Here is a 14,072-nt window from a genome sequence, read left to right as displayed (position 1 = left end):
ATTAGCGTCTAGCGCAGCGTACCGGATCCGTAGGTAGCAAAGCTATAGGTATTGCGTGTCCGTAAGGACATAAGTCATTAGCGTCTAGCGCAGCGTACCGGATCCGTAGGTAGCAAAGCTATAGGTATTGCGTGTCCGTAGGACACAATTGAAAGAAGTTTGAGGCTTCGCTATCGAATAGAATAATATACAAATTAGATGCGTAACAACTTATTTAAACCTAATCTAAGTAGGTTAGTAGGTTAGTAAGAAAAATCATAACTTTTTTGTAATAGCGCTTTAGCGCTAAAGCGCTACTACGAGCCAAATACGAGTATTTTATATTTATTTACATAGTTTACTTTTTTCTTGCCTACTTACTTAGGCGCAATTAAATACAACTATGTAACATAATCTAAACTAAGTTCAAAGTCTTGCGATTTCTTTCTCCCAAAAGGAGATACAATACCTAGAGCCTGCAGCGTTGGTAGATCCGAAGGCTTTAGGTATTGCGAGTGTCAAAGGAACTTATTCCCATTAGCGGATCCGTAAGGTAGCGGCTCCGCAGGTAGCGCAGCTATAGCTCTAGCGTGACCGCAAGCTCATTGGTTTGAGATTATTACTTCCTATTTTCACAACGATCGCGTTTATATTGTCCGTGCGTAATTATTGTTATTAAATCTTTTGAATAGCATTGCTCACATATTACGATGAATCTAGCCTTCAATTGTTACACGTCCAGCAGCTCTCGCGACACAGGTTAGAACAAAATCATTTTCACAATCCGAATCGTCTTCATAAACAACTTCTCCAGACACTTTATGTAACTTGCATTGACCGCAAGCTCCCATCTGACATCCGTAGGGTAATCTAATTCCTTCCCGTTGAGCTGCTTCTAAAATAGTTTCTTCCGGTTCGCAAACTACTTCTCTGTGAGATTTAGTAAAAACTACAACATCAGCACTTGAGGAAGTGGAAGCAATATGGGTATCTTGTGGAGAAAATTCTGATTGTCTGTGGATTTCTGGTTTTGGTGATGATAAAGATTTTCTTCGCTTGTTAGAGCCAAAACTTTCCTCGTGGTAAGAAGACATGGGGAATCTCATCCCTTCCAGAATTGTTTTCACATTATTTCTAAATCCATCAGAACCACAAACATATACAAGACGTTCTTTGAAATCGGGTGCGATCGCTTGCAGCATTAAATTATTTAGCCTACCACTGTAACCTGACCAAGTTGGATGATGATTACCAGTTAAAGTAACAGCTAATTTAAAATTCGGGTACCTTGACGCCATCAACTCTAATTCTTGGCGGAAAATAATATCTTTTATTGTTTTTGCACTGTGAACAAATATAACATCAACATCTGGTTTTACATCACATAACCATCGAGACATGGACATCATTGGTGTAATACCACTACCAGCAGAGATAAACAAGAATTTTTCGTTGGGATGGTCAAAACAAGTAAACTTACCCATTGGTGGGCTGATTTTGACTGAGGAACCAACCTTGAAATTATCGTGTAACCAATTGGAAACCAAACCAGGGGGAACATTAGCTACATCTGAAGGTGAAGGAACACGCTTAACAGTTATTTCTAAAGCATGGGGACGTGAAGGAGTAGAAGAAATCGAGTAAGAACGTTTTATTTGCTGACCGTTAATTTCTAAATCTAGGGTGACAAACTGACCAGGTTTGTAGTCATCAAATACTTTAGATGGAGAAGAAACTAAGCAAAATGTTTTTACATCATGGGTTTCATCTATGATTTGAGAACAACGAAACATTGGTTGAACTTCACTACCAATAGTTACTTGTTTGGGACTATTGGTTTCTTGTGGTTTTAAAAACCAGTAAGGTTTTGATTCATCACTGACTTCTTCAAATAACAGAAGAAAATCGCCAATTCGGATCGCATCACCAGCTTTTAAAGGATATTCTTGGTTGAATTCAACTTCTTGATTATTAATACGAGAACCATCGGTACTAGCCAGATCGATAAAGCAGTGATTCCCTTGGTGACCAAGGATAATAGCATGGACTCGACTGATTTCTGGACTGTTGAGAATTAAGTCACAACTGGGATGTCTTCCAATTACACATCGTTGTAAGTTATCTGTATTTGAAGAAAGTAGTTTTTCTTCTAAAGCTCCAGTTAAATGATTAAAAGCTGTAATTTTCATAATTATTTGAACTCTAGTTAGATTAACAAGCGCAAGGGGATTTTGATGGTTTGGGAGCTATTCGCGATTTTTAAGACTTTAGACCCAAACCTGAAATAAACCTGAGATTTGGGCTACTTTTGGCTGCTATTAGTTATTTTTTTGGAGGGCGTCGTTTCGCCCTAATTTCTGTTTTTGCTGGGGTTTTTTGTGGTTTTTTGGGAGAGTCTAAAAGTTTTTTTGGTTTTAGAACTGTTGTTACTTGCTGAGAAGGTACAGGATAAACATTTGATGGTTGTTCTTCCGCTAAATTGGACAATACGCTGTAGTGTTCATCATCATTTAATGCTAGTTGCTGACGTAACTCCCTAAGAACTTCACAGCTGTTTTGAGGAGTTATATTTCCTTGGGTCAAGGTTTCCCGCAATATTTCTTTATAGACTTGCAAGCGGTCTCGGCGTTGAAATTGAGGTAACACAGCAGTCAGGATAAATAATTCATTGGATGTCAGGTCATCAAGAGAACGACCTTTTAAAAAGCGGGAAATATCAATTGGTAATTTTTTGAGTTGACGACGAAAACTGTAAACTAGCCTATCTCTTTGGTACTGCTCAGAACTACGTCCCCAAGTTTTAGCCAACCACAAAGTACTAACTAGGATCACAAAGCCGTTAAATACTAAGTTCACTTCGGAAGGAAAGCGTAAAAGTTCCGGACGACCACCATAGACAAAGAAAGCATTGAAAGCGATGAAGGTGCAAATAGAAAGAGATCTATGCAATACTTGCTCGGAACTTATATTAGGATGACGTCTTCTGAGATAAGCTCGATATACTTTCTCTAATTTGCTGCATAGCCAATAAACAACGATGACAAAGAATCCTAAAGTTAAAGGAACTGCAAGAATTTTAGGTATATTAATTGCCTGCTCGAATATATAAAAGCCTGGATCGAATAAAGTTCCTAGTTGATTCTCTTCATGGGTCCAAGCACCCGAGAAATAATAATTAAAATCACCTGCATATAATCCGTAATAAACAAAGTAACCAATAGCTAAGCCAAGATATCCGTACTGTATAAATCTGCGTCCGGGTTTCTTCAGGTCACTCCAATAGGAATTTTCTGCATTGATATCCATACAATTGGATTTGCAAGCTACACAAGCACTTTTTTCTTTAGCTGTCTTTTTGTCTATTTCTCGACACATGGACTGGGTAATGCTTCTCGGAGGTGCAGAAGAAGCGTCGCTTCCTAATAAACCAGCAGGACCGGTAAAAACAGTTTGGACAAGTCCAAATGGGCAAACATAATGACACCAACTACGACCACCATAGAGAAAAACTATTAAGATTGCAGAGAAAATTGAAATGAGAAACCATGAGGCTAAAGCCCATCTTGTAGAGTTAATGAATAAAATTCTAAAGTTTAAACCAATGAATAGATAAGTAAATTGTACGTAAAGATGATTACGAGTTAGCCATTTATTCTGATTTATATCTAGTTTGGACTTTAAGCCCAAAGCGCGAGGGATTTGGGAGAAAAAATATAAAGGACAGATACGTCGCCAAGTTTCATGTCCGAAAACCAGTACAATCATGACTGCACTGGGTACAACCATACCCCAAAAAATTCTCGCCCCAATTGGATAAGCCTTTTGTACTAGTTCTTTTCCTTGGATGAAAACCTTTATTGGTGGATTATCACTTAACTGTAAGTCACGAAGTGGAGACAATAAGTTGCTAGGCTCCGTTAAATGATGACTTATGGGATCGTAAAACAACGAGATAATTAATAGTGTCCATCCGATTACAAGCACCCATCTAACAGTGTGCATTGTTTTTTCAGAAGCCTTACTTAGCATAGTCTTTCAACCTCCTTTTCAAAAAATTTCTTTATCAATAATGAATAATAATTAGTTATTAATAGAGATTAAGTTCGATGCATTAATTTGAATACACTGATTTGGATACATCAAATTGGAGTTTTGGTTTTATTGTTTCATCGATGTAATTCTTACTATTTCCTTCAAATTATTTATCTGTAATTCCTGAATAATTAAGGCAAAATCTAAGTAGTTTACTTATGTTCAGCTTTGTTGACAAAATCTCAAAAACATGAGCTAATTACTTAGATAGAGGGATCAAAAAAATAGTTCTCAAACACAAGTAATGACATAGGGATACAAACAATTAAATAAGTATCAAATATTGATATATTTTGAATATATTTTGAATACATTTAGCTATTTCTATTAACTCGAAATACTGTCTTTAGATTGAGATGAAATTGAGTGAAGAATATGCTGCAATGTAACAGTATGTAAAGTCTAAATACTTGTTTGGCTTATTTTATAGGAGTTGTAGACCTCAACCTAAAAATATAATTCTTTCTTGCAAATGTTCAGTAATTGAATATCTCTACACTAAAACTCTATACACCCATGTTAATCTTGCAACTACTGCAAATAATTCAAGAACATTGATTATTCGAGAACACTTGAATAAAACTTATAAGAATATTATGGCTTTGGTTGAATATCATCACATATCTCCACGTAAGACGATCAGTCGTATTTGTTTACAGAAGTTATTTTTTGTTGCATATCAAAAAAAGAAAAAAGTCAGAAATAATCATTTTGAATTATTTTGTATTTATCTTGACTTTTGTCTTATCATTTTTACTTTTAACTTCTTTTCTTTGTCTTATTTGTGAATACAGAAATAGGGATGAGTAAGCTATACAGATCTTGAACTTGTTTATTTTAATCAAACTTGTTCTTTTATGTACGATGCACTACTTATTGAGCTATCTACACTATTGATGTAGGTTTTATGTCTTGATACTTATGCAAAAATTACACCTGGGTTGTCAATAAATTTCCTCACACTTCCAAATTACCCATACTTACGAGGATGTTTTACAAGTCATATTATTTACCCACTTAATATATCTTGGATCCCCCTAAATCCCCCTTGGAAAGGGGGACTTTTGCCTTCTTTTTAAGGGGTTAGAGGATCTTAATAGTGAATCTTAGTAATAAACTATACTTTGAAAACATCCTCTAAGATATCCATGCTACCTTCAAAAACTCCAATAAGATTTGGGTTCTCCAGGGAATAAGGGTTTTCTAGGGAAAAACTACTAGGGAGTCCAAAATTATTAGACTCAATATTTCCAATTAAAGGAGTGCGATCGATATCCAAAGATATAATGTCTTCACTGTTAGTAAAATAGCTATTTTGGACTGTTAAATTTTCAGCATTAGCGGGGTTAATTAATTCATCTACTTCTCCATCATTTATTTCTCCACCATTGATGAAAAACTGAGTTTTTTCCCAAACGCTCTGAGCAACTTCTTCTCCTAACTTTCGCCCGTTCACATCTCCTTGAGTAAAATGGATTCCTCCATAAAGTCGAGAAATCCCAGCTTCATCTGCTGCTTGACTAAAAGTGTCCCAGCTTAACGTAACTGTTTCAGCAGGTGTTAAACCTGGCTCAAAACGAGATTCGCCAGGTTTAAAACTAACTGAAGCACCAAATTCATCACTACCGGTAAATAATTCCAGAATGGTTGCACCTGCTGCACTAAAGCTACTGTGACCGGAAGTATACTCAGCAAATGGTGGAGAAGGATCGCTACCAGGAGTTTGGTATGTCAGAAATTCAGTCGCCAAAATTGTCTGAGTTCCTTGTCCCGGTTGCCATGCATCAATTACAAAACCACCTTTTTCTTCGCTAAATTCCCCTATTAGCCCTAATTTACCAAGCTCCCGTACTGCTCTAACTGGACGAGTATAGTTATAAAACCTTTTGGCGTCCCATGTGGCTATACCTGCATCGAATACAGCATTTCCCAAACTAAAAAATAGTTGAGCATCTTCATCTAGGTTATTATTGTCCCGGGCTGAAACGAATTGACCAAATGTCATAAAAGTACCGGGAGGGAAGGAAGTTCCCCCACCATCTTCCCAGAATTCTGCAATCAACTTTTGCTCATCGGTTAAATTGGCGCTGATATCAACAACTTCTTCTACTTGAGCAATAAATTTGGGGTTAATAATCGTTCCAATTAAACTTTTATCAATTTTTACAGTGAAACCATCTTCGAGGGTAATTGTTTTATCTTCTAAATTTACCGAGCCATCTACTAAAAGAAATGGCTCTGGTGCTTCTGGTCGGAACTGCTCGCCAGATTCCAAAGCGAAAGGTTTAACATCTCCCCACTGGGATGTCAGAAATTCTTGAATTCTTTCTTCTTCGCCTGGTTTGGAGTCAATTGGTACTCTCTCTGGAGTCCAACGGTTAATATCAACTATTTCATCCAGACTATTAACAGCTTGGTAATTACTGTTGTCAGAATATGGTACTCCAAGAGTTCCATTTGGGTCATTTCCAAGCTGATTTGAACCATCCTGACGGCGAAAGTCTAATAATGCAGCTGCCGACACATTACCAATACCAGCAGCAGTAGTGACATCTGTAGTATTTTTGTATGGGTCGAAACCTAGCTCGACCATTGAGTCCTTAAATATCTCTATTTGCTGGGGAAAAAGATCTTTTAAAACCCCATAAGCTGCATAACTCATCGCCTCTATTTTGTTAGCCTCAGTAACCTCTGATAAAGGGCGTTGTAAGTCATCGCAGAGTTGAGTTGATATGGCTTTAGGATCGTAAGCAGCCCAAGCATCAAACATCGCTGTATGGAGCATTGCATAAGCACGAGATGCAATAGTGGGACCCGGTGAAGCCTCAATCACAGCTTGTTGAACCACTCGATCCCAAAATACAGAAATAGTTGGCGAAGGGTCATCAACTGTTACGAATTGAGTCTTCGGATCCACTATCAAACTTGGAACATCGTTATAATTAATACCTAGTTTTTCATCTTGTGGTTCTTTACCTTCATCAAGAGATTCCACTGACAAACTTTCTTGTCCCAAAGAGTATTCGTTATTTATTATGTTGTCCATTATACTTATCCTTCAAGCTGGCAAAGTAAAATTAGAACCAAAGCGAGGTTCGCAAATCTTTCTCATTCAGGAGTAATAGAATTTACGTTTGATTTGAATCAAGTGGTAGATATTGATTGCGTATAAATAACGTAATGATTTGAGTTTTTTTATAGCTCAGGCTTTACCTGAAAACTAAAAGTAGATTTCAAGTGTCAATTATTCAGTATTTATTTGTTTCAGATTTTGCCTAAGTTTATTATCTCACCAGAGTTATTATCGCTCTATGTGTGTATTCTGATGCAACTGCATATGTTTATATAAATATTTCTTTACCGAAGTATGATTTTGTTTACATGATTTTCCGTTCATAGAAAACTACGCAGATATTTAAACCAGTATGATGCAACGCCAGACAGATAGATTTATGTAGAGACGTTGCAGAGGCTAACGCCGACGCCGCAGGCTCTGCAACGTCTCTACCGAAGAATCTGTTATTGAGTTGGTATAACAACTTATTACCGTGCAAACCATAGCCGAATCAACTCCACTTGAAAGCGATAACCATCCCCTTCTTCTTCATTCTTTACTTTTTCAATCAGTTCCCGTTGCAATAACTTTTGAAAATCACTTTCCGAAGCACCGGGAATTTCTTGTAATATAGTATTTTTATTAACAATTGCCCCTTCCCCTCTTGCAGCCATAAACCTGAGAATATCAAGCCCTATCGCATTTACTTGGTTCTTTTGAATATCAGCAAAAAAGAAACTACCGCTATTTAAAGCTTCCGTAACTGCTGCTTCCACATCATCTAAAGTCGCTAATCGCCGCACTGAAGGGTCTTGCTCGTTTTTGTAAGCGACAATTTCACTACACAGTAATTGTACTAAGAAAGGGTGACAGCGAGTAATTTCTAACACGCGCTCTACAGCATCAGTGTCGTAGCGCAACATGAAATCTTCAATCGGATGTTCGATTAGTTTACGGGCTGACTTTTCTTCCAAGTAACTAATATGCACCACTTGCACGTTGATTAAGTAACTAGCCCATCGTTGATATTCTTCAATTGTATGGGAACCAGCCAGCATGAGTTTGAAGCGGGGACGGTGTTGGATCAAGTGACGTAACATTCCTAACACGTCTTGTTCGTCAAATCGTCCTTTGGTAATTGCGCTGTCAAGTACTTCGAATTCATCTAACATCAACAAAGCGGTATTTTGTTCTAGTACCTCTTCTACGCGATCGAGCCATTCATCAAAGCAGGTGAAGGGGTCATCTTTTAAGGTTTCACGGGTGAGGGGTGGTAAGGTAACAGCTTCTTTTTTTGCTGAGATAATCATCCCCCTGGCGAGATTGTAGAGAAAACCCGTATAGTTATTTGCTGACGAAGGTGCGCCTTGCAAGTCTACAAACATGGGAATAATAGAACTGGGTAAGAGTTTTCCCAAGTTGTAGAGAAGGGAAGTTTTACCCATGCGGCGCTGTCCATAAAGTAGCAGGGGTGGGCGACGTCGATCTAAAATAAGTTGTTCAATCCGGGTTCCGATGTCATCGCGTCCACTGAAGATTTCTTGCTCTTGGGTGAGTGGGATAGCGAGAATGTAAGGAGAGTCAATTTCCTGATGAAGTTCGACTTCTTTTGCTAGTTTTTCTATATGATTGGTGATTATTTCATACCAACTTTTAGCGATTGGGCGAAATCGGGGAGCATATTTATTACTGCTGCGAGTAAGATCCTGTAAATTTGCATTTAATCGATCTGCAGTAGCTGTAAAAGCTAGACGCTGATTGTAGTTACTACGCTGATTGAGAGCAGCATCTATATCTTCACTGATACGACTGAATATGCGTAGTACTGGACTAGCTTTACCTTCTAGCTCTTCAATTACCAATTCGTCGTATACTTCACGGATAGATTCAACCGATTTAAAACTTTCCAACATTCGTGCATCTAGCTCAATTTGTGCAGCTTGAGCAGCCCAGCGTTGGTGGCTATTATTTAAATATTCAATAGCAACTTGTCCTTCATCTGGGTTTCGCTCCATGACTTGTACTAAATGCTTATCCAAACCAATAAATGGTATGAATTGATACTCATCCCATAATGAAGCATGCCAATGTAAAAAAGTTAACTCATTATCAGGAAATCGTTGGTCAAGACGATAGAGTAGGGTATGGAATAAAGTTAGAAAAGGGTAAATTAGTACAGGTCGCCATAGATTTATAGTCGCACCCACGCCGACCGCCACGCCTTCCGCCACGCCGAACGCCACGCCGAACGCCACGCCGAACGCCACGCCGAACGCCACGCCGAACGCCACGCCGAACGCCACGCCGAACGCCACGCCGAACGCCACGCCGACCGCCACGACGAACGCCACGCCTTCCGCCACGCCGACCGCCACGCCGACCGTCACGCCGACCGCCACGCCGACCGCCACGCCGACCGCCACGACGAACGCCACGCCGAACGCCACGCCGACCGTCACGCCGACCGCCACGCCGACCGCCACGCCGACCGCCACGCCGACCGTCACATCAATTAATGACCAACCTAATAGCAAACCTATTAATAGTGTAATTATAGGTATTATTACATATGCTTGTAGTAGTAGTTTCCACAGTTTATCGTTATCCCATTGTAGGGATTGTCTCACTGTGAAATCATAATCTAAAGCTGAATCGATACGTTTGAGGTGATTTTTCCAAGCTTTGGGACGAAAAAATAACCAGAACAGTAGTTGCAGACTACCCAGTATAAGGTTGGGGTGTTGTTCGGGTGCGTGGGTGTAGATTTTGGAGTAGTCGATGGCGGATTTCATTCCAGTTATCAGTTATCAGTTTCCCATCAGTAAATAGAGGGGCTTAAGTAGCACCCAAAAGCGATAGTTTTGGCTGTGTAGAGACGCGCCATGGCGCGTCTCTACAGTGCGATTTTCTTACAATAATTCTTATCTCAATAATAGATGATTGAAAGGTTCGATTTGTCTCAATCCTTCTTCACGCCAATCATCCGTATCCCCATCTTCTAAATGAAATAAGCATTCCCGACAAAGAATTTGTAACAACAGTGGTATACCTTGACTTTGCCCAATAATCCACTCCACATTATCATCAGTAAAGGGAATCGGCGAACTTGCGATCAATTCTCGTGCTTCCTCCTCCTTCAGTGGTCTCAATGTGGCGGTGTAACCAAAAATATTGAAAAATGGCGAACTATGTCTGGTATGATGAGCAAGTTCAATAGGTGATTCATGGGTCGCTAAGATAAATGCTAGATTTCCCCCTGTATGGTTAGTTGCTAAAGAACGCAAGCTTTCCCAAAATTCATCATCCAATTCTGGATAACGTTGTAAACCCACACCAATCTCATCCAGTAAGATAACTGTGGGATTATGTAAGTTATCACTCATCACATCCATAAAGTTATCTAAGTCGCACGGTTCTGGTATATTCATCCGCAGAGTTTCCAGAATGTGGCTTAAAAATCTCTCCTTGCTTGACATCCGGGGGTCTTGAAAATCTACGAAAACCCATCGATATATTTCTGGATTAGTTAGCCAGTCATACTTTTGTTGGGGGCGTAATTCCTCTATTGGTGTGGCGGTAATATTTTTCAGATAATGCAATAGAGAAGTTTTACCAATGCGTCGCTGACCAATAATCGCAGCGTTTTGCAGGGGGTGGCGCTTCAGTAGATTAAATAGGCGTTTGAGTTCTTTTTGTCGTCCGAAGAAATGACGGGGATGGGTAATGGGAGAACCGGTTACAAAGGGTGAGTCTTGCCCAATGTGGTTGTTATTTTCTTGTGCTTCTGGTTCTTTATCTGCAATTTCTTGCCATTCTAGCCCTAATTTTTCACTAATTTCCACGAAATTGATGTAATCAACTGGTTTACCACTGAGAAAATTTTTGACCGTGGACAAGGAAAGTCCGATTTCAGTAGCAAAAGCTTTTTGGCTAGGATAACCATTACGAGGCAGTGCTGATTTAACTTGTTGAATGTACTTTACCGCAACCCGAAGCGATCGACCCATCACTTTTTATATTTATACCAATTGAGTTAATTATAATTTGGTTGATGTAAATTGCTGGATTTCAGCTACAAGTCAGCTATAAGTGAGCTAAGTCAGCCAAAAAAACAACTTTTTTCTCAATCGAGTTCTCACCTAGCCACAATTTTTAATGGGAATATACAGAGTTGGGAAAAAAGCTATGAAACACAGTTTAACAATTTGGTCGATTACCTTACCCCTTTGTGGACTACTAATGTTTGGTATTGGATGTGCGACTACAATCTATATGGTTAATGGTAGATACCGTATCGATGTTGTAGTCAACGCACAAGGACTACAGGTAAAAACTGACGTAGATAAAAGAGAATGCAACTAATAAAGCAAATTGCTATTAGGAACTTTCCATTCAAAATATACCACTCGCCAGGGCGTACGTCGGTGCGCCCCTACGGGAAATAAATAATGATTAAATATTTTTTAGAAGTTCATCAATGAGCCTTTTCTATTCCAACGGAAGAACATCATGAAAATGACTCATGTTCATAACTCGTTTACCATCTGGAGTAAACGATAAAATATCAACAAAGCGCATATTCCACAAAATCTCGTCCGAAATATAGGAATACCGGGAATGAATGCTTTGAGAAATGGTTTCATCAATCCCAGTTAAAGTAACGATCAGTTCTCCTACTTTTTCCTGAAGCGATTCTGCTGTCTCGTTATAAAATGGACTACTTTCATCGATTTGATGCATTACCGTCCAAGTCAAAGAAAAAGCCGGTGACTCATTGCGTACCAACTTCAGATCGTAAAAGCGACGCATGAAATCTCCTTCTTTCGTGATTTCATTACGCACTAAAGATACTTTGATCTGTGCTTCCAAAATAAAATTACCCCGTTGGTTCGCAGCACGGAACATTAAAGTTGGAATACCATCATAAGGCGCAATTACAGCAAAATTAGAAAACATGACTTTGGCTGTAGGAAGCGAAAATCGGGCAAAAACTAACCCGGTAGCCACAGCCATGATAAAAAAACCTACTAATGCTTCAATTACAACTAAAACATTGGCATATCGTGTGCTTGGGTACATTGCACCATAACCAATTGATGCCATACTTTGAACGCTGAAAAAGAAAGCATCACCAAAATCACCCGGGTGAGCATTTTCAATTCCATTTCCACCCGCCAAGTATAGCAAAGCAAAAACAGCATTAATTGCGAGATAAACCGCAGAAATTAGCGCCAGAAAACGCCACCAAGAAATAGTGAGCAAAAAATGGTACAAACTTCCCCAAGATGGACGGGTACCAAGACAAATAGAATAGGATCTTCCTTGACGTTTAATAAAACGAAGCTCCGGAGACTTACGATTTTTCCCCATTCCCCTTAACCAAAATCCTCATAGAGACGTAACATGTTACGTCTCTACATTTTTGACCTACCATGGTATGTCTCTAAACTTTTGACCTACCATGGCGCGTCTCTACATTTTTTTCCACAGATGTCTAACAGGTCTTTGGTGTAGTTTAGGTTTACTTACGTTTTGCTGCTAGCGAACGACGGGTTTCCCGTTTTTCGTTTTCCTGAAGTCGGCGATCGCGCCAACCCAGAAACGTTAAATAACCTATACCTAAAGTAACTAGCACCAATAGACCCAAAGCCGCCAAAGCCAAATAGTTTAGGAATTGAGCAGTTTCCACGATACTTCTATAGTCCGTTACGACCCCAAACTACCATAGCGATTGACCAAGTAAAAACAACTAGTAACGAAACCCAACCAAATGTCAAAATGCCCATAGTGTTTTCTGATTAAACTTAATTTACAAAACTACTTCAATATTTATCATACTTGGAATATTCATTATTCCTATTGTCCCATTACCCATCATCAATTAGCAATTACCCTCACCCATTACTCCTTACTTCTTACTCCTTACTTCTTACTCATTACCTGATTTTTAACCCAATCTCCCAACAAAGAATTAACCTTTTCTGGTATCTCATCATGGGGACAATGACCAGCTTGAAGGAAATATTCGGTCATTTGCGGATAGTACTGGCGATACTTTTCAGAACGTTGTTTCGCATTCATCCAAGGATCCCCTTCTCCCCACAGTAGTAATAAAGGACTGGTTAATTTACCCAGTAGTTCATCTACTGTTTCTCCCTGACGAGTACTAAAAACCGAGCAAAACACGTCAAAAGCACCAGGATCGCCCGAAGGACGACGAATTTCTTCTACTAATTGTTCGGTAACTGCACTTTTATCTAAATAAACTTTTTCTAAGGTTTGGCGAATTACCCAGGGTTGACGTATGTACTGGAATAGTAAAAATTGGGTTAATCGTTGTTGAAACACCCATTTAACAGTATCGCCAAATACAGTTTGTACTTGTTTGGCAAAATTAACTGGCTCATTTTGTTGAGTTAGAGACTCTGATTCTGAAGAAGTTTGATTATCGCTGAATGGTCCGGCGCTATTAAGTAATACAACCCCAGCAACTCCATCCTGACGCTGAGCGGAAACAGATAAACTGGCGTATCCACCGAGAGAGTTACCCACAACAACAACTTTTTGCCCGATAACTTGGGTGATAAAATCATAAAGCTGATCGCGCCACAAGTCCCCACTGTACTCCAAATTGGGTTTCGCAGACCTGCCAAATCCCAGTAAATCAATGGCGTATACCTCAAACTCTTTGCACAGTTCAGTAATATTTTTGCGCCAGTGATCTGTAGAAGCACCAAAACCATGCACCAAAAGCAAAGCAGGATATTCAGTTTGCTTTGCTCCTGCGTTAACATAGTAAACTTTATGTCCTTGCCATTCCCAATATTGACCGGGAATTGGTTCCGTAGACACAGCTTTAGTTACTCGCATAACGTTAACAAATATTAATCTATTTTAATAATTTTAAATTATTGAGTGATTTTTATTAATTCTCCAGAAAGAGTAA

At 39.2% G+C, this 14,072-nt stretch carries 10 protein-coding genes; 1 reads left to right on the top strand and 9 read right to left on the bottom strand.

All coding sequences use genetic code 11. The features are described 5' to 3' along the window. Window positions 1-695 precede the first annotated feature (695 nt). The 5 genes from QNJ50_RS01300 to QNJ50_RS01280 form a co-directional block, all read right to left on the bottom strand. Entirely contained in the window at window positions 696-2,168 is a 1,473-nt protein-coding gene (locus QNJ50_RS01300; protein ID WP_300631201.1) for an FHA domain-containing protein, read from the bottom strand. Window positions 2,169-2,301: 133 nt separating this feature from the next. Next, window positions 2,302-4,008: a 4Fe-4S binding protein gene (locus QNJ50_RS01295; RefSeq protein WP_300631200.1), complete on the bottom strand. Its 1,707-nt coding sequence runs from the start codon at window positions 4,006-4,008 to the stop codon at window positions 2,302-2,304. 1,180 nt (window positions 4,009-5,188) lie between these two features. Continuing rightward, complete coding sequence (locus QNJ50_RS01290; RefSeq protein WP_300631199.1) at window positions 5,189-7,117, bottom strand: vanadium-dependent haloperoxidase; 1,929 nt, start codon at window positions 7,115-7,117, stop codon at window positions 5,189-5,191. Between the two features lie 497 nt (window positions 7,118-7,614). Continuing rightward, a complete protein-coding gene (locus QNJ50_RS01285; RefSeq protein WP_300631198.1) occupies window positions 7,615-9,918 on the bottom strand; it encodes an ATP-binding protein in 2,304 nt (767 codons plus the stop codon). Between the two features lie 129 nt (window positions 9,919-10,047). After that, window positions 10,048-11,133: an ATP-binding protein gene (locus QNJ50_RS01280; RefSeq protein ID WP_300631197.1), complete on the bottom strand. Its 1,086-nt coding sequence runs from the start codon at window positions 11,131-11,133 to the stop codon at window positions 10,048-10,050. Window positions 11,134-11,311: 178 nt separating this feature from the next. Between QNJ50_RS01280 and QNJ50_RS01275 the strand changes: the two genes are divergently transcribed. After that, entirely contained in the window at window positions 11,312-11,488 is a 177-nt protein-coding gene (locus QNJ50_RS01275; protein ID WP_300631196.1) for a hypothetical protein, read from the top strand. 126 nt (window positions 11,489-11,614) lie between these two features. On the opposite strand, the gene QNJ50_RS01270 is transcribed toward QNJ50_RS01275, so the two are convergent. The 4 genes from QNJ50_RS01270 to QNJ50_RS01255 form a co-directional block, all read right to left on the bottom strand. Beyond that, window positions 11,615-12,496 carry an ion channel gene (locus QNJ50_RS01270; RefSeq protein ID WP_300631195.1) on the bottom strand — a complete coding sequence of 294 codons (882 nt, stop codon included), beginning with the start codon at window positions 12,494-12,496 and terminating at the stop codon, window positions 11,615-11,617. 151 nt (window positions 12,497-12,647) lie between these two features. Then, the gene (locus QNJ50_RS01265; RefSeq protein WP_201026126.1) at window positions 12,648-12,815 is read right to left on the bottom strand and encodes a hypothetical protein; all 168 of its coding nucleotides are present in this window, start codon (window positions 12,813-12,815) and stop codon (window positions 12,648-12,650) included. A gap of 7 nt (window positions 12,816-12,822) precedes the next feature. Next, the gene (petN, locus tag QNJ50_RS01260; protein WP_058183634.1) at window positions 12,823-12,912 is read right to left on the bottom strand and encodes a cytochrome b6-f complex subunit PetN; all 90 of its coding nucleotides are present in this window, start codon (window positions 12,910-12,912) and stop codon (window positions 12,823-12,825) included. A gap of 136 nt (window positions 12,913-13,048) precedes the next feature. Further along, window positions 13,049-13,996: an alpha/beta fold hydrolase gene (locus QNJ50_RS01255; protein ID WP_300631192.1), complete on the bottom strand. Its 948-nt coding sequence runs from the start codon at window positions 13,994-13,996 to the stop codon at window positions 13,049-13,051. Between the last annotated feature and the right edge of the window lie 76 nt (window positions 13,997-14,072).

Source organism: Mastigocoleus sp. MO_188.B34 (assembly GCF_030065675.1).
Taxonomy (GTDB): Bacteria; Cyanobacteriota; Cyanobacteriia; order Cyanobacteriales; family Nostocaceae; genus Mastigocoleus.
This window is presented reverse-complemented; position numbering and strand designations above follow the sequence as displayed.

Bases quoted from the DNA above. Each gene is read 5' to 3' on its own strand.
- QNJ50_RS01255 (WP_300631192.1), bottom strand. From the start codon at position 13,996: ATGCGAGTAACTAAAGCTGTGTCTACGGAACCAATTCCCGGTCAATAT.
- QNJ50_RS01295 (WP_300631200.1), bottom strand. From the start codon at position 4,008: ATGCTAAGTAAGGCTTCTGAAAAAACAATGCACACTGTTAGATGGGTG.
- QNJ50_RS01275 (WP_300631196.1), top strand. From the start codon at position 11,312: ATGAAACACAGTTTAACAATTTGGTCGATTACCTTACCCCTTTGTGGA.
- petN (WP_058183634.1), bottom strand. From the start codon at position 12,912: ATGGGCATTTTGACATTTGGTTGGGTTTCGTTACTAGTTGTTTTTACT.
- QNJ50_RS01280 (WP_300631197.1), bottom strand. From the start codon at position 11,133: ATGGGTCGATCGCTTCGGGTTGCGGTAAAGTACATTCAACAAGTTAAA.
- QNJ50_RS01270 (WP_300631195.1), bottom strand. From the start codon at position 12,496: ATGGGGAAAAATCGTAAGTCTCCGGAGCTTCGTTTTATTAAACGTCAA.
- QNJ50_RS01300 (WP_300631201.1), bottom strand. From the start codon at position 2,168: ATGAAAATTACAGCTTTTAATCATTTAACTGGAGCTTTAGAAGAAAAA.
- QNJ50_RS01285 (WP_300631198.1), bottom strand. From the start codon at position 9,918: ATGAAATCCGCCATCGACTACTCCAAAATCTACACCCACGCACCCGAA.
- QNJ50_RS01290 (WP_300631199.1), bottom strand. From the start codon at position 7,117: ATGGACAACATAATAAATAACGAATACTCTTTGGGACAAGAAAGTTTG.